We start from the raw sequence: 23,112 nt of genomic DNA on the forward strand, positions 1-23,112 counted from the left end.
GCGAGACTTGTGCGGCCCCCCGCCGGGGCGACAGCCCTAGAGGAAGGTGTCCTTGTGCCCCGCCGCAGAATCGGCTTCTGGTACCGCTTCGCCGCGGTGATCTGCAAACCGCCGCTGGTGGTTCTGATCAAGCGGGACTGGCGTGGAATGGAGCACATTCCGGCCGAGGGCGGATTTATCACCGTGGTGAACCACAATTCCCACGTGGACCCCTTCGCGTACGCGCACTATCAGTACAACACCGGACGGGTTCCGCGATTCCTGGCGAAGAGCGGACTTTTCAAGAAGGGATTCGTCGGCGCCGCCATGCGCGGTACCGGGCAGATCCCCGTCTATCGCGAGTCCACGGACGCGCTCAGCGCCTTCCGCGCCGCGATCGACGCCGTGGAGCGCGGCGAGTGCGTCGCCTTCTACCCCGAAGGCACCCTCACCCGCGACCCGGACGGCTGGCCCATGACCGGCAAGACCGGCGCCGCCCGTGTGGCCCTGCAGACCAAGTGCCCGGTCGTCCCGGTCGCCCAGTGGGGCGTCAACGAACTCCTGCCGCCGTACGCCAAGAAGCCGAACCTCTTCCCGCGCAAGACCCATCGCGTGCTCGCGGGCCCGCCCGTGGACCTGTCGCGCTTCTACGACCAGGAGATGACCCCGGACCTGCTGAAGGAGGCGACCGAGGTCATCATGGCGGCCGTCACCCGCCAGCTCGAGGAGATCCGCGGCGAGAAGGCGCCAAGGACGCCCTACGACCCGCGTCGCGAGCGCATCGAACAGCGGCGCCGCACCCAGGCACAGACGCAGGGCAAGGAACCGGAGGGGCAGAGCAAGTGAGCAAGGCGGTTAAGGCGGCGGTCTTCAGCGCCGGTTCGTGGGGTACGGCCTTCTCCATGGTGCTCGCGGACGCCGGGTGCGAGGTCACCCTGTGGGCCCGTCGCGCCGAGGTCGCGGAGGCGATCAACACCACCCGCATCAACCCCGACTATCTGCCGGGCGTCGAACTCCCCGAGAACATCCGGGCCACCACCGACCCCGCCGAGGCCCTGGCCGGCGCGGACTTCACGGTCCTGTCCGTCCCCTCCCAGACCCTGCGCGCCAACCTCGCCGAGTGGACCCCGCTGCTCGCCCCGGACACCGTGCTCGTCTCCCTGATGAAGGGCGTCGAACTCGGCTCCACCATGCGGATGAGCGAGGTCTTCGAGGACGTCGCCAAGGTCGGCGTGGACCGCATCGCGGTCGTCACCGGGCCCAATCTGGCCCGCGAGGTCGCCGCCCGGATGCCCGCCGCGGCCGTCGTCGCCTGCACCGACGAGGCCGTCGCCCAGCGCCTGCAGGCCGCCTGCCACACGCCGTACTTCCGGCCGTACACGGAGACCGACGTGGTCGGCTGCGAGCTGGGCGGTGCCGTGAAGAACGTCATCGGGCTCGCGGTCGGCATCGCCGACGGCATGGGGCTCGGCGACAACGCCAAGGGCTCGCTCATCACCCGGGGCCTCGCCGAGACCGCGCGGCTCGGGGTGGCGCTCGGCGCCGACCCGCTGACCTTCTCCGGACTCGCGGGCCTCGGCGACCTGGTGGCCACCTGCTCCTCGCCGCTGTCCCGCAACCACACCTTCGGCACCAACCTCGGCAAGGGCATGACCCTCGAGGAGACCATCGCCGTGACCAGGCAGACCGCCGAGGGCGTCAAGTCCTGCGAGTCGGTGGCGGATCTGGCCCGCCGGCACGGGGTCGAGATGCCCATCACCGAGACGGTCGTCGACATCGTGCACGAGGGCAAGCCGCCGGTGGTCGCCCTCAAGGAGCTGATGTCGCGCAGCGCGAAGCCCGAGCGACGCTGAGCGAACCCCCTGAGTCGCCGCTGTATCAGGGCTCTACCACCGGGTACTCTCAACGCGATATGAGCACCGAGAACCTTCCCCAGAGCCCTGAGCAGGCCTCACGCAAGCCCCGTGTGGCCGTCGTGTTCGGCGGGCGCAGCTCCGAACACGGGATCTCCATGGTCACCGCCGGAGCCGTCCTCGCCGCCATCGACCGGACGAAGTACGACGTCCTGCCGATCGGCATCACCCGGGAAGGCCGCTGGGTGCTGACGGCCGACGAGCCGGAGCGGATGGCCATCGCCGACCGCCGCCTGCCCGCCGTCGAGGAGCTGGCCGAGTCCACCGAGGGCGGTGTGGTGCTCCCCGTCGACCCCGCCAACCGCGAGGTCGTCTACAGCGAGCCCGGATCGGTGCCCAAGGCCCTCGGCGAGGTCGACGTGGTCTTCCCGGTGCTGCACGGCCCGTACGGCGAGGACGGCACCCTCCAGGGCCTCCTGGAGCTGTCCGGGGTGCCGTACGTGGGTTCGGGTGTGCTCGCCTCGGCCGTCGGCCAGGACAAGGAGTACATGAAGCGGGTGTTCACCTCCTTCGGGCTCAAGGTCGGCCCGTACGTGGTGATCCGCCCCCGCGAGTGGCAGCAGGACGAGGCCGCCGCCCGCAAGAAGATCGTCGACCTCGCCGGCGAGCACGGCTGGCCGCTGTTCGTGAAGCCCGCGCGCGCGGGTTCCTCGATCGGCATCACCAAGGTCGACGACCTCTCCGGCCTGGACGAGGCGATCGCCGAGGCCCAGCGGCACGACCCGAAGATCCTGGTGGAGGCCGCGGTGCGCGGCCGCGAGATCGAGTGCGGCGTCCTGGAGTTCGAGGACGGGCCGCGCGCCTCCGTACCGGCCGAGATCCCGCCGCCGGACGCGCACGCGTACTACGACTTCGACGCCAAGTACATCGACTCCACGCCCGGCATCGTCCCGGCGCCGCTCACCGAGGAGCAGACCGCCGAGGTGCGGCGGCTCGCGGTCGAGGCGTTCGAGGCGGCCTCCTGCGAGGGCCTGGTCCGCGCGGACTTCTTCCTCGCCGAGGACGGCGAGTTCGTGATCAACGAGATCAACACCCTGCCCGGCTTCACGCCGATCTCGATGTACCCGCAGATGTGGCAGGCCAGCGGCGTCAGCTACCCGGAGCTGATCGACCGCCTGGTGCAGGCCGCGCTGCGCCGCTCGACCGGACTTCGCTGAGCCCGCGGGCTCACCTCATGGAGGCGATCCCCGTGGGGATCGCCTTCTTGACGGGGGCGGCCAGATCAGTGAGCACGGCCGTGCCCTCGTTCTGCGCGGACATCCCCTTGGGCAGACCGACCTGCACATAGGCCACGCGATTGGCGGTGGTGAACCGCCAGGTGCCGTCGCCCTGCTTCTCCATCAGCCAGTCCACCCCGTTGACCCCGCCCGCGATGGCGTCGGGGTCGTCGCCCTCGGCCACCTTGGGGTCGATCATCTTCGGCGGCCGAGCGACGCCGCAGCGCAGTATGATCGCCGGGTTTCCCCAGCCCGCCGTGTAGGCGGACCGGGGCTCGGGGTCGTCGCGGTCGCGTCCGTCGAGCTTCTGCGGCAGCACCCGGTGCAGATCCCGGCACACCTTCGCCGTCTTCGCGTCGGGGCTGGGAACCGCCACCGTGGCGCTGACGTCTGCCGATGAGCAGCCCGCGACCGCGATCAGCAGCGCGGGCGCGAGCAGGCCGAAGGGCCGGTGACGGAAGAAGTTCACCGGCCAAGCGTAGACGGGGGCTACAGATGCACGACCGGACAGGTCAGGGTGCGGGTGATGCCTTCCACTTGCTGGACCTTGGCGACCACCATGCGACCGAGGTCGTCGACCGTGTCGGCCTGGGCGCGCACGATGACATCGTACGGACCCGTCACGTCCTCGGCCTGGATCACTCCAGGGATCTTGCTGATCGTCTCGGCGACGGTCGACGCCTTGCCGACCTCCGTCTGGATCAGGATGTACGCCTGTACCACGGAACCTCCAGGGCGGCCACGAGGATCATGTGGGGAAAAGGAACGCCACGGTATCGCGTCGCCGCTCCTCGCGGGGAGACCTGCGGGAACCGGGCTTGCGCGCCAGGGTGCAGGCACGACGGAAGTTGACGGTGTTCGTGACCGTGTCGACGGCTGTGAGGGACCGTGGCGACGGTCATCTCGACCGTATCGGGGACACTGATGACGCGCGAGTGGGCACGGCGAGGCAGAGAAGGGAAGCAAGGGCAATGAAGGGCACTGTCGGCGAGCTGGGGGAGTTCGGGCTCATCAGGGAGCTGACTTCTCGGCTCACCACCACCCCGGCGGTCCGGATCGGCCCCGGCGACGACGCCGCGGTGGTCGCCGCGCCCGACCGGCGGGTGGTGGCGAGCACCGACATCCTGCTGGAGGGGCGGCACTTCCGCCGCGACTGGTCCACGGCCTACGACGTCGGGCGCAAGGCGGCGGCGCAGAACCTCGCCGACATCGCCGCGATGGGCGCCGTACCGACCGCCCTGCTGCTCGGCCTGGTCGTCCCCGCCGAGCTACCGGTGACCTGGCCCAGCGAGCTGATGGACGGCCTGCGCGACGAGTGCCAGGTCGCGGGCGCCTGCGTGGTCGGCGGGGACGTGGTCCGCGGCGACACGATCATGGTGTCGATCACCGCGCTCGGCGATCTGCGCAACCAGGAGCCCGTCACCCGCGCCGGCGCCCAGCCCGGCGACCTGGTGGCCGTCACGGGCTGGCTGGGCTGGTCCGCGGCCGGGTACGCGGTCCTGTCCCGCGGCTTCCGCTCCCCGCGCGCCTTCGTGGAGGCCCACCGGCGCCCGGAGCCGCCCTACCACGCGGGTCCGGCGGCGGCCGGCCTCGGCGCGACCGCGATGTGCGACGTGAGCGACGGGCTGATCGCCGACCTCGGGCACATCGCCGAGGCCAGCAAGGTCCGCATCGACATCCGCTCCGGCGCGATCGACATCCCGACCCAGATGAACGACATCGGGCAGGCCGTCGGCGTCGACCCGCTGCAGTGGGTGCTGAGCGGGGGAGAGGACCACGCGATCGTCGCGACCTTCCCCTCGGACACCAAGCTGCCGGCCCGCTGGAAGGTCATCGGCGAGGTCCTCAACCCCTCCGCGCTGCCCCAGGTGACCGTCGACGGGGCGCCCTGGACCAGCAAGGGCGGCTGGGACCACTTCGGGGACATCGAGTCATGAGCGCGCCTGTGCCCGCCCGGGTGCCGCCCCGCGTGCTGACGGTGGCCGGGTCGGACTCCGGCGGCGGCGCCGGCATCCAGGCCGACCTGAAGACGATGCTGGCGCTCGGCGTGCACGGGATGAGCGTGATCACGGCGGTGACCGCGCAGAACTCCCTCGGCGTCCAGGGCGCCTGGGAGCTGCCCGTGCAGGCCGTGCGCGCCCAGTACCGCAGCGTCGTCGACGACATCGGCGTCCAGGCCGTGAAGACGGGCATGCTGGCCTCGGCGGAACTGGTCGAGACGGTCGCCGAATTGATCTCCGGCACGGACGCGCCGGTCGTCGTGGACCCGGTGGGCGTCTCCAAGCACGGCGACCCGCTGCTGGCCGCCTCCGCCCTGGACTCCGTACGGACGAAGCTGCTGCCGGCGGCCACCGTGGCCACCCCCAACCTCGACGAGGTGGCCCAACTCACCGGAGTGCGCGTCGAGTCCGAGGACGATCTGCGGCGGGCGGCGGCAGCGGTGCTGGCGTACGGGCCGCGGTGGGTGCTGATCAAGGGCGGGCACCTCTCGGGGGACGCCCTCGATCTGCTGACGGACGGCTCGTGCGAGCACTGGCTGCGCGCGCCCCGCCACGACAACCGGCACACCCATGGCACGGGCTGCACCCTGGCCTCCGCGATCGCCTCGGGGCTGGCGAAGGGGCTCACCGTGCCCGAAGCTGTCACCGGGGCCAAGGAGTACGTCACCGGGGCGATCGCGGCCGGGTTCGCGCTGGGCGCGGGCATCGGCCCGGTGGACCACGCGTGGGCGCTGCGCGCGACTCACGCCGGGTAGTCGCACGGTTCGACGTCCGTGGCCGCCTTCTCGGTGAGCCGCTTGAAGAAGCCGCCCGGCAGGTGTGAAGAACGGGCCCGCGTCGCCGGAGATCTTCTGGCAGCGGTCGGCATGCCGGGGCACGGCAAGGGCGTTTTCGGGTACGGCAAAAAGCCGGCCCACCCTCAGGTGGACCGGCTCAGTGCAGCGAACCAGCAGTGGCCGCGCGCTCAGCTGTTGGCGTCAGCGCGAGACCTTGCCGGCCTTGATGCACGAGGTGCAAGCGTTCACGCGCTTCGGCGTCCCGCCGACCACGGTACGCACACGCTGGATGTTCGGGTTCCAGCGGCGAGACGTACGGCGGTGCGAGTGCGAGATGTTGTTGCCGAAGCCCGGCCCCTTGCCGCAGACGTCGCAGTTGGCAGCCACGGGTCACTCCAAAGACTTCAGATGCACTTACGGATAATCCCGGCATGCCGGGATCGAGATCGTACGACCTGAGATCTGAGTGGCGTTGCCAGGGGAACGGCCCGATCGGATCGGGCCAACCGGAGCAGCATACAACGGCTGCGTCCGTACAACGAAACTACCATGGCAACTCGGGGCCCGGTTCCCGGCCCTCTTCCGGTGGACACCGCCCCGGGGTCTACGCTGCGTCCCACGTCCAGCCAGTTCAGGGAAGCGCAGGTGGCGCAGGTGCCGCAGACATTCCTCGATGCTCTCGCGGTGCGCACCTGGTGCGGTCTGGCGCTCGCGGCGCTGGGACGCGCGCGTGAGGAGATCGACGCGATCAACGTCTATCCGGTGGCCGACGGCGACACCGGAACGAATCTCTACCTGACCCTGGAGTCGGCGGCCACCGCCGTGGAAGCGGTGTTCGCCGGGTACGAGACGGGCGCCGGCGAGCCGTCCCTCGCGGACGCCGTGCGCGCGATGGCCCACGGGGCGCTCATCGGGGCCCGCGGCAACTCCGGGACGATCCTGGCGCAGCTGCTGCGCGGCATGTCACAGGTGCTCGCCGACGACACCGGGCGTGAGCCGCCCCATACCGACGGCGCCGGGCTGCGGCGGGCGCTGCGGCGGGCCGCCGACTCCGCCCGGCAGGCCGTGGCCCACCCCGTGGAGGGCACGGTGCTGACCGTCGCCTCGGCCGCCGCCGAGGCCGCCGAGACGAGCGAGGGCGATTGCGCGACGGTCGCGCGGGCGGCCTACGAGGGGGCGCGGACGGCCCTGGCGGCCACTCCGGACCAGCTGGCCGTGCTCGGCCGAGCCGGGGTGGTCGACGCGGGCGGACGCGGGCTCGTGGCGGTGCTGGGGGCGTTGGTGGAGGCGTTCACGGGCGAGGCGGCCATACCCGAGGCGTACGCGTGCGTGGCGGTCGCGCCGGCGCACGCGTGCGGGGCGGCCGATTCCGACGCCGGGCCCTGCGCGGACGCCGGTGACGACGACGGGCCCGCCTACGAGGTGATCTATCTCCTCGAGGCCGGCGACGCGGCCGTGGTCCGGCTGCGGGCCCGCCTCGACGCCCTCGGCGACTCCCTGGTCGTGGTCGGCGGCGACGGGCTGTGGAACGTCCATGTGCACGTCGACGACGCGGGCGCCGCCGTGGAGGCGGGCGTCGAGGCCGGGCGGCCGTACCGGATCCGGATCACCCACTTCGGGCTCGGGGACGTGCACACCGGGCGCGGTCGGCCCCCGCGCGAGCGCGTCCAGCGGGCCGTCGTCGCCGTCGTGCCGGGCGAGGGCCTGGCCGGGCTGTACACCGAGGCGGGCGCCACCACCGTCCTCGCGCGCCCGGGGGAGCCGCCCGCCAGCGGGGAGCTGGTGCAGGCGGTACGGCGGGCCCACGCGCGCGAGGTCGTCCTGCTGCCCAACGACGCCGAGCTGCGCCACACGGCCGCCGCGGCCGCCGAGCAGGCCCGCACCGAGGGCATCCGGGTGGCACTGATCCCGACCCGCTCGGCGGTCCAGGGCATCGCCGCGCTCGCCGTGCACGAACCGGAGCGCCGGTTCGACGAGGACGTCGTCCAGATGACCGCGGCGGCGGGCGCCACCCGGTACGCCGAGGTCGTCGTCGCCGAGCACCAGTCGTGGACGACGGCCGGCATCTGCCAGGCCGGGGACGTGCTCGGGCTGATCGACGGCGACGTGGCGGTGATCGGCCCGGACGTCACCGCCACCGCCGCGACCGTCCTGGACCGCATGCTCCGGGCCGGCGGCGAGCTGGTCACCCTCGTCGTCGGCGACGAGGCCCCCGAGACCATCGCCGAGCACCTGGAGGCCCGCGTCCGCGAGGCCTACCTCGCCGTGGACACCGTGGTGTACCGCGGCGGCCGGCAGGGGACGCTGCTGCTCATCGGCGTGGAGTGAGCGGGACTCACTGGTGCGCCCCCAGCAGCTGGGCGGCCTCCGCCCGGCGTGCCAGGACGGTCTCGTCCTCGTCGTCGGCGTCCTCGTAGGCCGCGAGCACGGCACGCGCGCGTGCGGCGGCCTGTGCGGGCCGGCCCAGGTCGGCCTCCAGCCATCCGGCGGCCAGTTCCGCGCCGGTGCGGTCGTGCAGGCCGTCCGCGCCCAGCGCGCCGAACAGCACGGCCGCCCGCTCCAGCTGGACCAGCGCCGCCTCGAACGCGGCCTGGATCAGACCGTCTTCGGCCTCCTCCCCGGTCTCTCCGGATTCTCCGCTCTCCTCGGCCCGCTCCGTCGCCGAGCGGGCCAGCAGGTCGCCGAACTGGCGGTGGGTGCAGCCCAGTTCGAAGCCGAGCTGCTCCCGGGCCGGCGGGTCCGCGGCGGCCTCCAGCGCCCGCTCGCACTCCCGCACCGCCTCGGTCATCAGCTCACGCGCGCCCCCGGCCCCGCCGTCGCCGCGCAGCGCCAGCCAGCCGCGCGCACGCAACGAGCGGACGAGGAAAGGCGTGTTGCCGAGCGCGCGCCACAGTTCGCCCGCGCGCGCGTAGGCCTGCTCCGCCTCCTCCGGCAGACCGGCTTTGCCCAGTGACTCGGCGGCGAGGTGGGCGAGCGTGGCGTGGTCCTGCTGCTCGGGCCAGTGCCGGGCGATCTCCGCCGCGCGCAGCCGGTGTTCGGCGGCCGCGCGGTGGTCGCCCAGCTCGCTCAGGCAGTCGCCGAGCCACCACCGCGTCTGTACGACGGCCCCGTCGCCGTGCGTCTTCGCGGACAGGTCGGCCAGCGCCGACTCCAGCACCTCGGCGGCCTCCGCGCAGCGGCCCTGGCGGAGCAGGAGCCCGCCCAGCTGCTGCCGCGCCCAGCCGCCCAGCGCGCCCGCCCCCGAGGGAGCGTCCCCGGCGCCCGCCTCGTCGGCCCAGTGCGCGGCCTCCCACGCGTGCTCGGCGGCCTCGACGACCTCACCCCGCCCGCCGAGGACCTCGGCGAGCTGCAGATGCAGCTGCGCCCGCCCGACCGGCTCCACGTACGGCCCGCCGTGCTCCAGGGCGGAGCGCAGCGCCCGCTCCGCCTCGGCCGGATCACCGGCCTGATGGGCCAGGGCGGCGACCTGCGCCTCGTACTCCACCACGAACCACGGCAGCCCGGCGCTCACATACGCGGACGCCGCCCGCCGGAACAGCTCCGCGGCCCGCCCGCCGTCCCCGCGCAGGCACGCCAGCTCGGCGAGCATCCCGCGCGCCTCCGCGTCCCGGGCGGCCAGCCGCACATCGTCCGCGACCCGCCCCCCGACCAGCGCGAGCACCTCGCGCGCCGCCTGCTCGGCCCGTGCGAGCCTGTCCTCGGCGGCCGGCTGCCCGGCTCCCTCGTGCACGTGGCGCAGGAGGATCCGGGCCCGGCTCATCACCACCGAGGCGGTCTGCCGTAGGCCGGTGGCCTCGTCGGCGTAGAGCGCGAGCGCCTCGTCGTACAAGCCGGTGACCGCCTCCAGGGCCGCGTCCACCTCGCCCGCCAGGGCGCGGACGTACGCTCCACGCGCGCGTGCCGCCAGTGCCTCGCCGAGGTCGCCGGCCTCCGTGTACAGGGCCGCCGCCCGCTCGAACAGCTCGACGCCCTCGGGGCCGCGGCCCATCGCCTCGTGATCGGTGATCTCCGCGCGGTCGCGCGGCGCCAGCTCGGTGTCGCCCGCGGCCCGCGCGAGCGCCGCCCAGGCCTGGAGGGCGTGTGGTCGCAGAGTGTCCGACAGCTGCCGCGCCTGGGCCAGCAGGGCCGCCAGGTCGGGCGCGTCCGTGACCTCGGGCGCCGGGCGCACGACCACCTGCGCCGGCGCGGGGCGCACCGTACGCACCCCCAGCGGAAGCCGGTCCACCAGCGGTCGCTGCGTCATACGCGCGCGTGTCTGCTCGCCGACGTACGGCGTGCCGTTGCGCCGGTCGAACCGCTCGGCCAGCTCCAGCGCCTCCACGCGCGCGTGCCCGGCGAGTTCCCCGGCCGTCCAGGCCCGCCCGGCCGGCCCCGGAACCCGCTGCCCGGCCAGCCCCAGCTCGGTCAGCCGGTCCATCAGCAGCGCCACCACGGCCAGGAACTCCAGCCGGCTGCGCGGATGCCCGGTGTCGGTGAAGTACGCCGGCCGCTCGGCGAGCAGCTCCAGGGCGCGCGCCTCGTTGCCGGTCAGCGCGCAGAACTCCACATGGTCGGCGTACGCGCCGCGCATCGACTCCATCGGGCGGACGAGGCGGAAGCCGCGCAGATGGTGGGCGCGCGCTTCGTCCGTCCGCCCCAGGCGCAGCAGCGGGGCCAGTGAGGCGGCCAGCACGGTGTGCGGCTCGTGCGCGCAGGCGAACTCGCCCTCCAGCACCGGCCGCCACAGCGCGAGCGCCTCCGCGTCGCGCCCGCGCGTGACCTGCCAGGTGCCCTGCCCGTGCAGCTCGCACGCGTGGCAGTCGGCCATCGCGTCCCGGTCCGCGGCGAGCCACGCCGCGTACGCCCGCTCCGCCCGCGCCAGGTCACCGACATGCTCGGCCACGCTGAACTCGGCGCTGCGCACGGCCCGTTCGGAGTGCCCGGCGAGCCGGTAGCGCTGCTCCATCTCGCCGAGCCACTTCTCGACCGAGGCGAGCGGGATGTGCGGCTGGTCCAGCATGCCCGCCGACATCCACTTGAAGACCCAGTGCAGCGAGTGCGCCTCGTACTCGTCGAAGTCCTCGGGCCGTTCGTCCCACATGCGCAACAGCCGCGCGAACGGGACGAACATCTTGTCCTTCTCGGAGCTGTAGTTGTAGACCTTCAGCTGGTGTCCGAGCGCCTCGATCACGGCGAGCGGGACGTCCAGCCGCTCGGCCTCGGCGAGCAGCTGCTCCGCGCGCGCGTTGCGGGCCGGGCCCTCCGGCTGCTCGGAGTTCTCCGCCATCGCCCGGCGCAGCGCGTCGAAGTCCGCGATGTCTCCCATCAGCGACCGTCCTCTCCGTACGTGGACTCGCCGTGCGCGGACCCGCCGTGCGTGGCCCACTCCAGCAGGCCGATGAACGACCTGTTCAGCAGCGCCGAGTCCGCCGGCCTGAGCGGGCGCTGCGCCATCAGCAGGGCCTGTCCGTACAGCGACTCGGCGGCGGTGCCGATCAGTTCCGGGTCCCTGAGCGAACCGATGCGCCGGACCAGCGGGTTGAGATGGTTGAGCACCAGACGCGCGCGTGGCGCGCCGCCGCGCAGCGAGCCCAGGATGCCCGCCCACAGGTCGTCGGCCTGCTCCTCGGCCGCCGCGCGCGCCTGCTCGTGCCGGGCGGCCCGGTCGTCCAGGTGCAGCGCGGGTACCGACAGCGGGTGGAAGGCACGCAGTACGACCTCGCAGCCCAGCGGGTCGAGCTTGGCCCGCGCGGCCGCCAGGAAGCCGGACAGGGCCAGCTCCTCGCCCGGGTCGACGGCGTCCAGGTGCGCGGTCACGGTGTCCGCGTCCAACTCGGCGACGACCGTCCCCGGCCGCACCGACGGCAGCGCCTCGACCAGCTCGGCGTCGTACGTGTAGCCGCCGTTGACGACCCCGATGCCCTGCGCCGACGCGATCGGCGCGACCTGCCGGTACTCCTCGACGGTCCGGGTGAAGTGGACCACCGGGTGTCGCCGCGCGAACTCCTCCAGGGACACCTGCCCGTCCGTCGTCTCGAACGGCAGCCACGGCAGCATCGTGCGCAGCATGGCGCGGTCGTGCCGGGCGAGGGACTTCACTCCCAGGTGGTGGACGGCGAGGAAGGCCGTCAGCCGCTCGGGATCACCGGCGGCCAGCCCGGTGAGCCACGAGCGAATCCTTTCGCCGAGCGCATCCCGCACTGCGGCCAGCGTCTCGTCCTCGTACAGCGACTCGCGCGAGGCCGTGGGCCGCAGACTGTCGGTGTCCAGCACGCACCGCACGAAGAACGCCCAGTCGGGGAGCAGCTGTTCGGCCCGCTCGGTGAGCAGCATGCCCTTCAGGTGCACCCGGTGGGCCGTCCGCTGGGCGGGGCTCACGGCCGCGGGCAGCACGTACGCCACCCCGCGGACGCCGGCCAGCGGCACGGCCAGGTCGATCGAGTCCAGCGGCGCGAAGCCGAACAGCTCGCGGCAGTGCCGGGCCAGCGCGCCCCGGCGTGCGGCGGGCGACGGATACGGCCGGTCCCAGGGCGCGGGCAGCTCGGCGACCGGCTCCTCGCCGACCCGGACGTCATACGGCAGCAGTGCGCCGAAGTCCCGGGCCAGGGCCCGCACCCGCTCCGGCGACAGCCACTCGGCCGCGCCCGCGCGGGCGGTCAGATACACGGTGGTGCCCGGCTCGGGCCGCGCCGAGCCGTCCAGCGTGCGCACGGTGTACGAGCCGTCGTCGCACGCCGTCCACTCCACCGGAGCGGCGCCCGGCGTACGGGCGCTGCGGCTGACCACCCGGATGCGCTCGGCGACCAGGAAGCAGGCGAGCAGGCCGATGCCGAACTGGCCGAGGAAGTCCGCGCGGGCCTCTTGCAGGCCCTCGGCCCGCTTGGAGCTGCGCCCGATGGTGGCCAGCAGATCGTGCACGTCCGCCTCGGTGAGCCCGATACCGCTGTCCTCCACCCGCAGCCCGCCGTCCGCCGGGTGCAGCCGGACCACCGCCGGGGCGTCCGGCTGCTCGGCGCGCCGCGCGGTGACGGCGTCGACGGCGTTCTGCAGCAGCTCGCGCAGATAGACCTTGGGGCTGGAGTAGAGGTGATGGGAGAGCAGGTCCACCAGACCGCGCAGGTCGACCTGGAACGTGTGAGGTGGGTGAGGTGACTGGGATGCCTGGGATGACTGTGAGGTCTGGGAGTCCATCGTCACTGCGCCGGAGGGGGAGTGCGTACGGCGCGGGGTCGGGCGGTCCCGGCGGGGCCGGTGACCGCGAAGGATGGCCGGAGCGCGTCATCCTAGAGCCGGATCTGCCCGCCTGACCAGGGGCTTCCGGATGTTGACGGCAGCCGGGGACGAATCGGCGAGGCCCGGTCACGGCGCGTCCACCGCGGATCCGCAGCGCAGCGTCTACGGCATTGTCAGTGCCGTGGTGTGCAATGGATCTCGTGCCCGCACTGGAAGAACCACTGAAACAGCCACTGAAGTCAGTGCTCGGCCCCGCCACCGCCAAGGTGATGGCCGAGCACCTCGGCCTGCACACCGTCGGCGACCTCCTCCACCACTACCCGCGCAGATACGAGGAGCGCGGTCAGCTCACCCATCTCGCCGACCTCCCCATGGACGAGCACGTCACGGTGGTCGCCCAGGTCGCCGACGCCCGCCTGCACTCCTTCGCCTCCGCCAAGGCCCCGCGCGGCAAGGGCCAGCGGCTGGAGGTCACGATCACCGACGGCAGCGGCCGGCTCCAGCTGGTCTTCTTCGGCAACGGCGTGCACAAACCCCACAAGGAGCTGCTGCCGGGCACCCGCGCGATGTTCTCCGGCAGGGTCTCCGTCTTCAACCGCCGCCTCCAGCTGGCCCACCCGGCCTACGAGCTGCTGCGGGGCGACGGCGACGAATCGGTCGAGAGCTGGGCCGGCGCCCTGATCCCGATCTACCCGGCCACGGCAAAGCTGGAGTCCTGGAAGATCGGCAAGGCGGTCCAGACGGTCCTGCCCACGGCCCAGGAGGCCCTCGACCCGCTGCCCGGCCCCCTCCTCGCGGGCCGCGGCCTGCTCCCGCTCACCGAGGCCCTGCTCAAGATCCACCGCCCGCACACCAAGGCCGACATCGCCGACGCCCGCGCCCGGCTGAAGTGGGACGAGGCCTTCGTCCTGCAGGTCGCCCTGGCCCGCCGCCGCCACGCCGACGCCCAACTCCCGGCCGTCCCCCGCCGCCCCGAGCCCGACGGCCTCCTCGCGGCCTTCGACGACCGTCTGCCCTTCACCCTCACCGAGGGCCAGCAGAAGGTCTCCCAGGAGATCTTCGCCGACCTCGCCACCGAACACCCGATGCACCGCCTGCTCCAGGGCGAGGTCGGCAGCGGGAAGACCATGGTGGCTCTGCGGGCCATGCTCGCCGTGGTCGACGCGGGTGGTCAGGCGGCCATGCTCGCGCCCACCGAGGTGCTCGCCCAGCAGCACCACCGCTCGATCACCGAGATGATGGGCGAGCTCGCCGAGGGGGGCATGCTGGGCGGCGCCGAGCATGCCACCAAGGTCGTGCTGCTCACCGGCTCCATGGGCGCCGCCGGCCGCCGCCAGGCCCTGCTGGACCTGGTCACCGGCGAGGCCGGCATCGTCATCGGCACACACGCCCTGATCGAGGACAAGGTCCAGTTCCACGACCTCGGCCTGGTCGTGGTCGACGAGCAGCACCGCTTCGGCGTCGAACAGCGCGACGCCCTGCGCGGCAAGGGCAAACAGCCCCCGCACCTGCTGGTCATGACGGCCACCCCGATCCCGCGCACGGTCGCCATGACGGTCTTCGGCGACCTGGAGACCTCCGTCCTCGACCAGCTCCCGGCCGGCCGTTCCCCGATCGCCAGCCATGTCGTCCCGGCCGCCGACAAGCCCCACTTCCTCGCCCGCGCCTGGGAGCGGGTCCGCGAGGAGGTCGCGGGCGGCCACCAGGCGTACGTCGTCTGCCCCCGCATCGGGGACGAGGAGGACGACCCGAAGAAGGCCGCCGGGAAGAAGTCCCCGGAGGACGAGGTGGAGAAGCGCCCGCCGCTCGCCGTCCTGGACGTGGCCGACCAACTGGGCCGCGAGCCCCTGAAGGGCCTGAAGGTCGAGGTCCTCCACGGCCGTATGCACCCCGACGACAAGGACGCGGTGATGCGCCGCTTCGCGGCCGGCGAGACGGACGTCCTGGTCGCCACGACCGTCATCGAAGTGGGCGTCAACGTCCCCAACGCCACGGCGATGGTCATCATGGACGCCGACCGCTTCGGCGTCTCCCAGCTCCACCAGCTGCGCGGCCGCGTCGGCCGTGGCTCGGCCCCCGGTCTGTGCCTGCTGGTCACCGAGATGCCGGAGGCCAGCGCGGCCCGCCAGCGGCTGAACGCGGTCGCCTCCACCCTCGACGGCTTCGAGCTCTCCCGCATCGACCTCGAACAACGCCGGGAGGGCGACGTCCTCGGCCAGGCCCAGTCCGGCGCCCGCACCAGCCTGCGCGTCCTCGCGGTCATCGAGGACGAGGAGGTCATCGCCGAGGCGAGACAGGAGGCGACGGCGGTCGTCGCGGCGGATCCGGAGCTGGAGCAGTTCCCGGGGCTGCGCACGGCTCTGGACGCCCTCGTGGACGACGAGCGGGAGCAGTACCTGGAAAAAGGCTGAAGTGTCCCCACCCAGGGGCGCGGAGAACTGCGCGACCAGCCACACTAGGACGGAACCGCACCCCACGACCAAGGACCGAAGATGACCCGCGTGATCGCCGGTGCAGCCGGCGGACGTCGCCTCGCGGTGCCGCCCGGCACCGGCACCCGCCCCACCTCCGACCGCGCACGCGAAGGTCTCTTCTCCACCTGGCAGTCGCTGTTGGGCGGCCCCCTGGACGGCGAGCGGGTCCTCGACCTCTACGCCGGTTCCGGCGCCGTGGGCCTGGAAGCCCTCTCCCGGGGCGCGAGCCACACGCTCCTGGTCGAGGCCGACTCCCGCGCGGCGAGGATCGTCCGCGAGAACGTCAAGAACCTCGGCCTCCCCGGCGCCGAAGTACGGGCGGGCAAAGCGGAACAAGTCATCAGAACCGCACCGCCCGCGAAGCCCTACGACCTCGTCTTCCTCGACCCCCCGTACGCCGTCACGGACGACGATCTTCGCGAGATTCTCCTCACACTCCGCTCGTTGGGCTGGCTCGCGGCGGATGCCCTCGTCACCGTGGAGCGCAGCACCAGAGGTGGCGAATTCGACTGGCCGGACGGCTTCGAGGCCCTGCGGTCCCGTCGCTACGGCGAGGGAACGTTTTGGTACGGTCGCGCCGCCTCTACGTGCGAAGACGCACGATGACCGGACCGGAGAGCGAGGGATCACAAGTGCGCCGCGCCGTCTGTCCCGGGTCGTTCGACCCGATCACCAACGGACATCTCGACATCATTGCCCGCGCCTCCCGTCTGTACGACGAGGTCTATGTCGCGGTGATGATCAACAAGTCCAAGAAGGGCCTCTTCGAGATCGAGGAGCGGATCGAGCTGATCCGCGAGGTCACCGCCGACTACGCCAACGTCCGGGTCGAGGCCTTCCACGGCCTCCTCGTCGACTTCTGCAAGCAGCGCGACATCCCCGCCATCGTCAAGGGCCTGCGCGCCGTCAGCGACTTCGACTACGAACTGCAGATGGCCCAGATGAACGTCGGCCTCACCGGCGTCGAGACGCTCTTCGTGCCCACCAACCCCACCTACAGCTTCCTCTCGTCCTCTTTGGTCAAGGAGGTCGCGGCCTGGGGCGGCGACGTCTCGCACCTGGTGCCCGCCCCGGTGCTGGAGGCCCTGAACAAGCGCCTGCGCAAGGACTGATGGGGCTACAGTCGTCCCGTCCGTCTCCAACCCGGCTGTAGAGAGTGGCGAGCACAGGTGGACGTGCAGAAGAAGCTCGACGAGATCGTCTCCGCGGTCGCCGGCGCCCGGGCCATGCCCATGTCGGCGTCCTGCGTGATCAATCGCGCCGAGCTGCTCGCGATGCTGGAAGAGGTGCGCCAGGCCCTGCCCGGCTCCCTCGCGCAGGCGCAGGAGCTGATCGGCGGCCGTGAGCAGATGGTCGAGCAGGCCCGGCAGGAGGCCGAGCGGATCATCGAGAGCGCGCACGCCGAGCGCGGCTCGCTGATCTCCGACACCGAGATCGCCCGCCGCTCCCAGAACGAGGGCGACCGGATCCTCGCCGAGTCCCGCCAGGAGGCCGAGGAGATCCGCGCCGAGGCCGACGACTACGTCGACTCCAAGCTCGCCAACTTCGAGGTCGTCCTCACCAAGACCCTCGGCTCGGTCGGCCGCGGCCGCGAGAAGCTGCTCGGCACCGGCCCCGGCCTCGACGAGAACGGCTACGAGGACGAGGACGCCCCCGAGCGCAGCCACGACCCCGAGACCCTGCGCCACACCGCCGACCAGTACGTCGACGCCAAGCTGGGCGCCTTCGAGGCGGTCCTCGCCAAGACCCTGGAGGCCGTCGGGCGCGGCCGGCAGAAGCTGCACGGCCGGATCGCCACGGACGACCTCGGCGCCCTCGCCGACGACACCACGACCTTCCAGCACTCCAGCGACGCCGACTACCTCGCCGACCTCGCCGCCCTCGCGGACCGGGACATCTCCGCCGAGCGCACCGCCCAGCCCGTACAGCCGCAGCGCGCGCAGCAGCCGTCGTACGAGCCGCAGCCGGCCTATTCCCCCACCCCCGGCTACGCTCCGGTGGGAGGCGCCCCCGCCGACCAGCAGCAGGACCCCTACGGCGGCTTCCCGCAGCAGCCCGCCGCCTACGCCCAGCACGACCCGTACGGCTACCAGCAGGCCGACCCCTATGCCTACCAGGGCGCCTACGACCCCCAGCAGGCCGCGTACGACCCTCAGCAGGTCCAGCAGCAGTCCCACCAGCACCAGGCGCAGCAGGGCTACGCCCTGGACGAGACCAGCCTCTTCGACACCGGCATGATCAGCGCGGAGCAGCTCCGGGCGTACGAGCAGGGCCGGGGACTGTAGGGCGCGAGGAGTCCGCGGGGCGCGGGGCGCGGCCCGGCGCGACCGCCCGCCGACCACCGGATTGGGCCGAGAGCGCAAGGTCCAGTATCCTGGCTCTTCGGTCGCGTGTATGTCCGCGATCAGCGCTGCCCGGAACACCGACGGGTGGCGTCCCTTCGAGTTCGAAGATCGAAAGCAGGAATGGCTTCCAACGCCCGCCTCGACCACCGCAACCCTCTCGTGTTCGACACACACGAGCTGGGCCGGCGGCCTGGCGCGCTGCAGCGCCTGACCCGCACGATCGACGCTCCCGTGGATCTCGGCATCCAGGGAGTCATCATGGTGCCGGAAGGCGCCCCGTTGGAGCTCGAACTCCGACTCGAGTCGGTCATGGAAGGGGTGCTCGTCACAGGCACCGCCCGTGCACAGGCCGAGGGGGAGTGCGTAAGGTGTCTGGAGCCGGTCGGGCTGGAGCTCGAAGCGGACTTCCAGGAGCTGTTCTCGTACCCTGACGCCGACGACCGGGGCCGTGTGATCGCGGAACCGGGCGACGACGCCGAGGACGACGAGGACAGGTTCTTCCTCGAGGACGGAATGTTCGACCTCGAACCTCTGCTGCGCGATGCGGTGGTGCTCGCACTGCCGATGCAGCCGGTGTGTCAGGAAGACTGCCCGGGCCTGTGCTCCGAGTGCGGGGCGCGGCTCGCGGAGGACCCGGACCACCACCACAACGCCGTCGACATCCGTTGGGCGGCTTTGCAGGGACTCGCCGGTTCACTCGAAGACGGCGAGAAGGACGAGATGAGCGGCGCCGAAGCGGGCGTCGACGAGAAGCAGGAGAAGTAGCCGTGGCTGTTCCGAAGCGGAAGATGTCGCGCAGCAACACGCGCCACCGCCGGTCGCAGTGGAAGGCTGCGGTCCCCACCCTGGTTGCGTGCGAGCGCTGCCACGAGCCCAAGCAGCAGCACATTGCGTGCCCGTCTTGCGGCACCTACAACAAGCGCCAGGTCCTCGAAGTCTGAGCGGGCTGGTGAGAGGCACTGTGTCCACGCCCAAGAAGAGTTCCTCCCGTGCGAGCGGGAGCCCAGCGGACAATCAGGCCTCGTCCCACACGCTTCTGGAAGGGCGGCTCGGCTACCAGCTCGAGTCCGCCCTTCTGGTGCGTGCGCTGACCCACCGTTCCTACGCGTACGAGAACGGCGGTCTGCCGACGAACGAGCGGCTGGAGTTCCTCGGGGACTCCGTGCTCGGCCTCGTCGTCACGGACACGCTGTACCGCACCCACCCCGACCTGCCCGAAGGCCAGCTGGCCAAGTTGCGGGCCGCGGTGGTCAACTCGCGTGCGCTGGCGGAGGTCGGCCGTGGTCTCGACCTGGGTTCCTTCATCCGGCTCGGCCGTGGTGAAGAGGGCACGGGCGGCCGGGACAAGGCATCCATTCTCGCCGACACCCTGGAAGCGGTGATCGGCGCGGTCTATCTCGATCAGGGCCTCGATTCGGCGTCCGAGCTGGTGCACCGGCTCTTCGACCCGCTGATCGAGAAGTCCTCGAACCTCGGTGCCGGCCTGGACTGGAAGACGTCCCTCCAGGAGCTGACCGCGACCGAGGGGCTCGGTGTGCCCGAGTACCTCGTCACGGAGACCGGCCCCGACCACGAGAAGACCTTCACTGCTGCCGCCCGCGTCGGAGGCGTCTCGTACGGCACCGGCACCGGCCGCAGCAAGAAGGAGGCGGAGCAGCAGGCTGCCGAGTCCGCCTGGCGGGCCATCAAGGCCGCGGCGGACGAGCGAGCCGAGGCGGCCGAGGAAGCGGCCGCCAAGGACGGCGACGCGGCCCCGGCGGCCGAGCGAGCCGCCTCCAGGGACGGCGACCCGTCGTCCGCTCCCGCCTGACCCACAGCAGTACCGAGCGCCCGCCCCGCCGCTGACGGGGCGGGCGCTCGGCTCGTCCACCGCTCTGTACGGGGGTCCCGATGCCCGAGTTGCCCGAGGTCGAGGTCGTCCGGCGCGGTCTTGCGCGCTGGGTCGCGCATCGCACCGTCGCCGAGGTCGAGGTGCTGCACCCGCGCGCCGTACGCCGGCACGTCGCGGGCGCCGAGGACTTCGCGCACCGGCTCAAGGGCCACCACATCGGCACCCCGCGCCGCCGCGGCAAGTACCTGTGGCTGCCGCTGGAGGAGACCGACCAGTCCGTCCTCGCCCACCTCGGCATGAGCGGCCAGCTGCTGGTGCAGCCCCATGAGGCGCCGGACGAGAAGCATCTGCGCATCCGGGTCCGGTTCGCCGACTCCCTCGGCACGGAACTGCGCTTCGTCGACCAGCGCACCTTCGGCGGACTGTCGTTGCACGACAACACCCCCGAGGGCCTGCCGGACGTCATCGCGCACATCGCCCGCGACCCCCTGGACGAGCTGTTCGACGACGAGGCCTTCCACCAGGCGCTGCGCCGCAAGCGGACCACCGTCAAACGGGCCCTGCTGGACCAGTCGCTGATCAGCGGCGTCGGCAACATCTACGCGGACGAGGCGCTGTGGCGCGCCCGCGTGCACTACGAGCGCCCGACGGCGAACTTCACCCGCCCGGTGACGAACGAACTCCTCGGCCATGTCCGGGACGTGATGAACGCGGCGCTCGCCGTCGGCGGCACCAGCTTCGACAGCCTGTACGTCAACGTCAACGGCGAGTCGGGCTACTTCGACCGGTCCCTGGACGCGTACGGCCGCGAGGGCGAGCCCTGCAAGCGGTGCGGCACACCGATCCGCCGTCGCCCCTGGATGAACCGCTCCAGCTACTTCTGCCCGAAGTGTCAGAGGGCGCCGCGCGTCTCGTCGTAACGCGCGCGTGCCGCGAGGACGTCGTCCATCGAGCCCTCCACACAGACGATGAGGGCGAGCAGGCGTTCGGCGACCTGGTGGCCCAGGGGAGTCAGTTCATAGTCCACGCGCGGCGGGTTGGTCGGCTGCGCCTCGCGGTGCACCAGGCCGTCGCGCTCCAGCGCGTGCAGCGTCTGGGACAGCATCTTCTCGCTCACTCCGTCGACGCGGCGGCGCAGCTCGTTGAAGCGCAGCGAGCCCTCGTGCAGCGCGCCGAGCGTCAGTCCGCCCCAGCGGCCCGTGACGTGCTCCAGCGTGCCGCGGGACGGGCAGGCCTTCGCGAAGACGTCGTAGGCGAGGTCGTCGTGGTCCTCGGGGGTGGCGCTGATACCGGCACTCATACCGGCAAGGATACGCGTGCACAGCGCTAACCGCGAGCTTGCACTAACCTGAAGTTAGTGCTTTCCTGAGGTCACTGCTTCCGAGCTGCCCATTCGAGGAGTCTTCGTGACCACCCCTGTCGTTTCCATCGCCTTTCACTCCGGCTACGGCCACACCGCCGTGATCGCCGAGGCGGTCCGCGCCGGTGCCGCCGACGCGGGCGCCGAGGTGCATCTGGTCAAGGTCGACGAGATCACCGACGAGCAGTGGGAGACGCTGGACCGCTCCGACGCGATCGTCTTCGGATCGCCGACCTACATGGGCACCGCGTCCGGCGCCTTCCATGTCTTCGCCGAGGCCACCTCCAAGCGCTGGTTCGGCCAGGACTGGAAGGACAAGCTGGCCGCCGGATTCACCAACTCGGCCTCCAAGAGCGGCGACAAGCTGCACACCCTGCAGTTCTTCCAGACGCTCGCCGCCCAGCACGGCATGACCTGGGTCAACCTGGGCCTGCTCCCCGGCTGGAACTCCAGCACCGCATCCGAGAACGACCTCAACCGCCTCGGCTTCTTCGCCGGTGCCGCCGCGCAGAGCAACAACGACCAGGGGCCCGAGGCCGTCCACAAGGCCGACATCGCCACGGCCGAGCACCTGGGCCGGCGGATCGCCGAGACGGCGCGGACCTTCGCCCGGGGGCGTGCCGCCGTACCGGCTCAGTGACGGTTCACGGCACTACGGCATCGCGGCGCCACGGTCCACGGCACCACCGACCACTGGGCCGAGCCCGGCCTCAGTAGCCGAAGTCCTGCGTCCACCAAGGCCCGCCGGAGCCGAAGTGGACACCGACGCCGAGGGTCTTGAAGTCGCAGTTCAGGATGTTGGCCTTGTGGCCAGGGCTGTTCATCCAGGCCTGCATCACGGCCGCCGCGTCGGCCTGGCCGCGGGCTATGTTCTCGCCGCCGAGGTCCGTGATGTCGGCCGCCGCCGCCCGGTCCCACGGCGTCTTGCCGTCCGGGTCGGTGTGGTCGAAGAAGCCGCGCGCGGCCATGTCGTCGCTGAAGGACTGGGCGAGCTTGCGCAGTGCGGAATCGGCCGAGAGCGGGCTGCATCCGACCTTCGCCCGCTCCTGGTTGACGAGCTTCAGCACCTCGGCCTCGGCCTTGGCGGAGGATGCCGACACCGATGCCGCACCCGCCTTGGGCGCCTCGCTCGCCTTGTGCGACGGGGTGTTCTTCGGCTTGGCGGACGGCGTCGCGTGCGGCGCCGCCTTCCCGGTGGGCGCCGTCGCCGTCGTCGACGGGGTGGGCGTGGCGGAGGCCGTCTGCGACGTCGAGGGGGAGGCGGACGGGCTCGGGGACTGCGGTCGCGCGGAGTCCCGGCTGGTGCCGACGCCGCCGGCGCGGCTGTCGCCGCCCGGGACGCCGTTCGCGCTGCCGGAGGTGCCGCCCTGCTCGGCGGCCGTGTTGCTGGGGGCGTCCGCGGCCTGGACCTGGTCGCTGCCGGCGTGCGTGTCACCGCCGAGCCTGTAGTTCTGCAGACCCGGCACCACGCCCGAGGCCACCGCCGCCGTGCCGAGGGCGACCGCGGCGGACATCCCGATCAGGCTCGCGCGCACCGGCTTGGCGCTCTTCTTCCGGCGCCGGTGGCCGGGGGAGGGGGCGCCGGGCGGCGTGTGGCCACCGCCCCCGGGGCCCGCCGGGCCCCCGCCCTCCTGTGCGAAGAGGTAGGCATGAGCCTTTGCGGTCGCATCGCCATAGGACCGCGGACGCAGACCGGTCGCCTCGGCGTAGGCCTCGGGGTTCAGATACGGCGCGATGCCGCGGGGCGCCTGGTCGCGGCGGGCGATCTCGCCGGCGTACGAGTCCCTTCGGGCGATCTCGCTCGTGTACGCGTCCCGCCGGGCTATCTCACTCGTGTAGGAGTCCCGCCGGGCGATCTCACTCGTATAGGAATCCTGTGGGTCGCCGCCGCCGCTCGCGGAGCCTTGCGCGCGTATGCCCCCCGTGGCGCGGCCCCGGGTGGCGCGGCCGGCGGCGGAGCGTCGGTGGCGTCCCATGTCCTTGCCCTCTTCCTCGTCCTCGCGGT

Annotated in this window: 21 protein-coding genes and 1 pseudogene; 15 read left to right on the forward strand and 7 right to left on the reverse strand. The window is 72.3% G+C overall.

Annotated elements, in window-relative coordinates:
* Nucleotides 1-54 precede the first annotated feature (54 nt).
* The 3 genes from AQI95_RS29920 to AQI95_RS29930 are packed head-to-tail and all read left to right on the forward strand — an operon-like array spanning nucleotide 55 to nucleotide 3,049.
* Nucleotides 55-825 (forward strand): lysophospholipid acyltransferase family protein, encoded by a 771-nt coding sequence (locus tag AQI95_RS29920; protein ID WP_067130686.1) that lies wholly within the window; start codon nucleotides 55-57, stop codon nucleotides 823-825.
* Nucleotides 822-1,832: an NAD(P)H-dependent glycerol-3-phosphate dehydrogenase gene (locus AQI95_RS29925; protein ID WP_067130689.1), complete on the forward strand. Its 1,011-nt coding sequence runs from the start codon at nucleotides 822-824 to the stop codon at nucleotides 1,830-1,832. The genes AQI95_RS29920 and AQI95_RS29925 overlap by 4 nt, the downstream gene beginning before the upstream one ends.
* A gap of 59 nt (nucleotides 1,833-1,891) precedes the next feature.
* Nucleotides 1,892-3,049: a D-alanine--D-alanine ligase family protein gene (locus AQI95_RS29930; RefSeq protein WP_067130692.1), complete on the forward strand. Its 1,158-nt coding sequence runs from the start codon at nucleotides 1,892-1,894 to the stop codon at nucleotides 3,047-3,049.
* Nucleotides 3,050-3,059: 10 nt separating this feature from the next.
* Here AQI95_RS29930 and AQI95_RS29935 read toward each other — a convergent pair whose 3' ends face one another.
* On the reverse strand, nucleotides 3,060-3,578 hold the full coding sequence (locus tag AQI95_RS29935; protein ID WP_067130695.1) for a DUF3515 domain-containing protein: 519 nt from the start codon (nucleotides 3,576-3,578) through the stop codon (nucleotides 3,060-3,062).
* Nucleotides 3,579-3,598: 20 nt separating this feature from the next.
* Nucleotides 3,599-3,832, reverse strand: coding sequence for an Lrp/AsnC family transcriptional regulator (locus AQI95_RS29940; protein WP_019889749.1), 234 nt, complete (start codon nucleotides 3,830-3,832; stop codon nucleotides 3,599-3,601).
* Nucleotides 3,833-4,080: 248 nt separating this feature from the next.
* On the opposite strand from AQI95_RS29940, the gene AQI95_RS29945 reads away from it, so the two are divergent.
* Both AQI95_RS29945 and thiD read left to right on the forward strand, forming a co-directional pair.
* Complete coding sequence (locus AQI95_RS29945) at nucleotides 4,081-5,046, forward strand: thiamine-phosphate kinase (protein WP_067130698.1); 966 nt, start codon at nucleotides 4,081-4,083, stop codon at nucleotides 5,044-5,046.
* Nucleotides 5,043-5,864, forward strand: a complete 822-nt coding sequence (thiD, locus tag AQI95_RS29950) for a bifunctional hydroxymethylpyrimidine kinase/phosphomethylpyrimidine kinase (RefSeq protein WP_208614298.1) — start codon at nucleotides 5,043-5,045, stop codon at nucleotides 5,862-5,864. The genes AQI95_RS29945 and thiD overlap by 4 nt, the downstream gene beginning before the upstream one ends.
* A 222-nt stretch (nucleotides 5,865-6,086) precedes the next feature.
* On the opposite strand, the gene rpmB is transcribed toward thiD, so the two are convergent.
* On the reverse strand, nucleotides 6,087-6,272 hold the full coding sequence (gene rpmB / locus AQI95_RS29955) for a 50S ribosomal protein L28 (protein ID WP_003993230.1): 186 nt from the start codon (nucleotides 6,270-6,272) through the stop codon (nucleotides 6,087-6,089).
* A 258-nt stretch (nucleotides 6,273-6,530) separates the two neighbouring features.
* Between rpmB and AQI95_RS29960 the strand changes: the two genes are divergently transcribed.
* Nucleotides 6,531-8,213 (forward strand): DAK2 domain-containing protein, encoded by a 1,683-nt coding sequence (locus tag AQI95_RS29960; protein WP_067130701.1) that lies wholly within the window; start codon nucleotides 6,531-6,533, stop codon nucleotides 8,211-8,213.
* A gap of 7 nt (nucleotides 8,214-8,220) precedes the next feature.
* Here AQI95_RS29960 and AQI95_RS29965 read toward each other — a convergent pair whose 3' ends face one another.
* Together AQI95_RS29965 and AQI95_RS29970 are read right to left on the reverse strand one after the other, a co-directional pair.
* Nucleotides 8,221-11,190, reverse strand: a complete 2,970-nt coding sequence (locus AQI95_RS29965; protein WP_067130704.1) for a hypothetical protein — start codon at nucleotides 11,188-11,190, stop codon at nucleotides 8,221-8,223.
* Complete coding sequence (locus AQI95_RS29970; protein ID WP_079071543.1) at nucleotides 11,190-13,055, reverse strand: HSP90 family protein; 1,866 nt, start codon at nucleotides 13,053-13,055, stop codon at nucleotides 11,190-11,192. The genes AQI95_RS29965 and AQI95_RS29970 overlap by 1 nt, the downstream gene beginning before the upstream one ends.
* A 233-nt stretch (nucleotides 13,056-13,288) precedes the next feature.
* On the opposite strand from AQI95_RS29970, the gene recG reads away from it, so the two are divergent.
* From recG to mutM, 8 genes and pseudogenes are all read left to right on the forward strand, one after another.
* Complete coding sequence (gene recG / locus AQI95_RS29975; protein WP_067130709.1) at nucleotides 13,289-15,508, forward strand: ATP-dependent DNA helicase RecG; 2,220 nt, start codon at nucleotides 13,289-13,291, stop codon at nucleotides 15,506-15,508.
* Between the two features lie 78 nt (nucleotides 15,509-15,586).
* Nucleotides 15,587-16,177 (forward strand): annotated as a pseudogene (gene rsmD, locus AQI95_RS29980) (16S rRNA (guanine(966)-N(2))-methyltransferase RsmD); the annotation flags it as partial.
* A 26-nt stretch (nucleotides 16,178-16,203) separates the two neighbouring features.
* Nucleotides 16,204-16,683, forward strand: a complete 480-nt coding sequence (gene coaD / locus AQI95_RS29985; protein ID WP_067130715.1) for a pantetheine-phosphate adenylyltransferase — start codon at nucleotides 16,204-16,206, stop codon at nucleotides 16,681-16,683.
* A 57-nt stretch (nucleotides 16,684-16,740) separates the two neighbouring features.
* On the forward strand, nucleotides 16,741-17,856 hold the full coding sequence (locus AQI95_RS29990; RefSeq protein WP_067130718.1) for an ATP synthase F0 subunit B: 1,116 nt from the start codon (nucleotides 16,741-16,743) through the stop codon (nucleotides 17,854-17,856).
* A gap of 180 nt (nucleotides 17,857-18,036) precedes the next feature.
* The gene (locus AQI95_RS29995; protein WP_067130720.1) at nucleotides 18,037-18,681 is read left to right on the forward strand and encodes a YceD family protein; all 645 of its coding nucleotides are present in this window, start codon (nucleotides 18,037-18,039) and stop codon (nucleotides 18,679-18,681) included.
* Nucleotides 18,682-18,683: 2 nt separating this feature from the next.
* Entirely contained in the window at nucleotides 18,684-18,857 is a 174-nt protein-coding gene (gene rpmF, locus AQI95_RS30000) for a 50S ribosomal protein L32 (protein WP_003951102.1), read from the forward strand.
* An 8-nt stretch (nucleotides 18,858-18,865) separates the two neighbouring features.
* Entirely contained in the window at nucleotides 18,866-19,726 is an 861-nt protein-coding gene (gene rnc, locus AQI95_RS30005) for a ribonuclease III (RefSeq protein WP_244188891.1), read from the forward strand.
* An 80-nt stretch (nucleotides 19,727-19,806) separates the two neighbouring features.
* Nucleotides 19,807-20,667 (forward strand): bifunctional DNA-formamidopyrimidine glycosylase/DNA-(apurinic or apyrimidinic site) lyase, encoded by an 861-nt coding sequence (gene mutM / locus AQI95_RS30010; RefSeq protein ID WP_067130726.1) that lies wholly within the window; start codon nucleotides 19,807-19,809, stop codon nucleotides 20,665-20,667.
* Here mutM and AQI95_RS30015 read toward each other — a convergent pair.
* Nucleotides 20,640-21,047, reverse strand: coding sequence for a winged helix-turn-helix transcriptional regulator (locus AQI95_RS30015; RefSeq protein WP_067130729.1), 408 nt, complete (start codon nucleotides 21,045-21,047; stop codon nucleotides 20,640-20,642). The two genes, mutM and AQI95_RS30015, sit on opposite strands and share 28 nt — an antisense overlap.
* A 106-nt stretch (nucleotides 21,048-21,153) precedes the next feature.
* Here AQI95_RS30015 and AQI95_RS30020 point away from each other — a divergent pair, with 106 nt between their 5' ends.
* Entirely contained in the window at nucleotides 21,154-21,747 is a 594-nt protein-coding gene (locus AQI95_RS30020) for a flavodoxin family protein (protein WP_067130732.1), read from the forward strand.
* A 70-nt stretch (nucleotides 21,748-21,817) separates the two neighbouring features.
* Here the strand turns inward: AQI95_RS30020 and AQI95_RS30025 are convergent, their stop codons facing one another.
* The gene (locus tag AQI95_RS30025; protein WP_067131063.1) at nucleotides 21,818-23,083 is read right to left on the reverse strand and encodes a CAP domain-containing protein; all 1,266 of its coding nucleotides are present in this window, start codon (nucleotides 23,081-23,083) and stop codon (nucleotides 21,818-21,820) included.
* Between the last annotated feature and the right edge of the window lie 29 nt (nucleotides 23,084-23,112).

Source organism: Streptomyces yokosukanensis, assembly GCF_001514035.1.
Taxonomy (GTDB): Bacteria; Actinomycetota; Actinomycetes; order Streptomycetales; family Streptomycetaceae; genus Streptomyces; species Streptomyces yokosukanensis.

Bases quoted from the DNA above. Each gene is read 5' to 3' on its own strand.
- AQI95_RS30015 (WP_067130729.1), bottom strand. From the start codon at position 21,047: ATGAGTGCCGGTATCAGCGCCACCCCCGAGGACCACGACGACCTCGCC.
- recG (WP_067130709.1), top strand. From the start codon at position 13,289: ATGGATCTCGTGCCCGCACTGGAAGAACCACTGAAACAGCCACTGAAG.
- AQI95_RS29945 (WP_067130698.1), top strand. From the start codon at position 4,081: ATGAAGGGCACTGTCGGCGAGCTGGGGGAGTTCGGGCTCATCAGGGAG.
- AQI95_RS29930 (WP_067130692.1), top strand. From the start codon at position 1,892: ATGAGCACCGAGAACCTTCCCCAGAGCCCTGAGCAGGCCTCACGCAAG.
- thiD (WP_208614298.1), top strand. From the start codon at position 5,043: ATGAGCGCGCCTGTGCCCGCCCGGGTGCCGCCCCGCGTGCTGACGGTG.
- AQI95_RS29970 (WP_079071543.1), bottom strand. From the start codon at position 13,055: ATGGACTCCCAGACCTCACAGTCATCCCAGGCATCCCAGTCACCTCAC.
- AQI95_RS30025 (WP_067131063.1), bottom strand. From the start codon at position 23,083: ATGGGACGCCACCGACGCTCCGCCGCCGGCCGCGCCACCCGGGGCCGC.
- mutM (WP_067130726.1), top strand. From the start codon at position 19,807: ATGCCCGAGTTGCCCGAGGTCGAGGTCGTCCGGCGCGGTCTTGCGCGC.
- AQI95_RS29995 (WP_067130720.1), top strand. From the start codon at position 18,037: ATGGCTTCCAACGCCCGCCTCGACCACCGCAACCCTCTCGTGTTCGAC.
- AQI95_RS29965 (WP_067130704.1), bottom strand. From the start codon at position 11,190: ATGGGAGACATCGCGGACTTCGACGCGCTGCGCCGGGCGATGGCGGAG.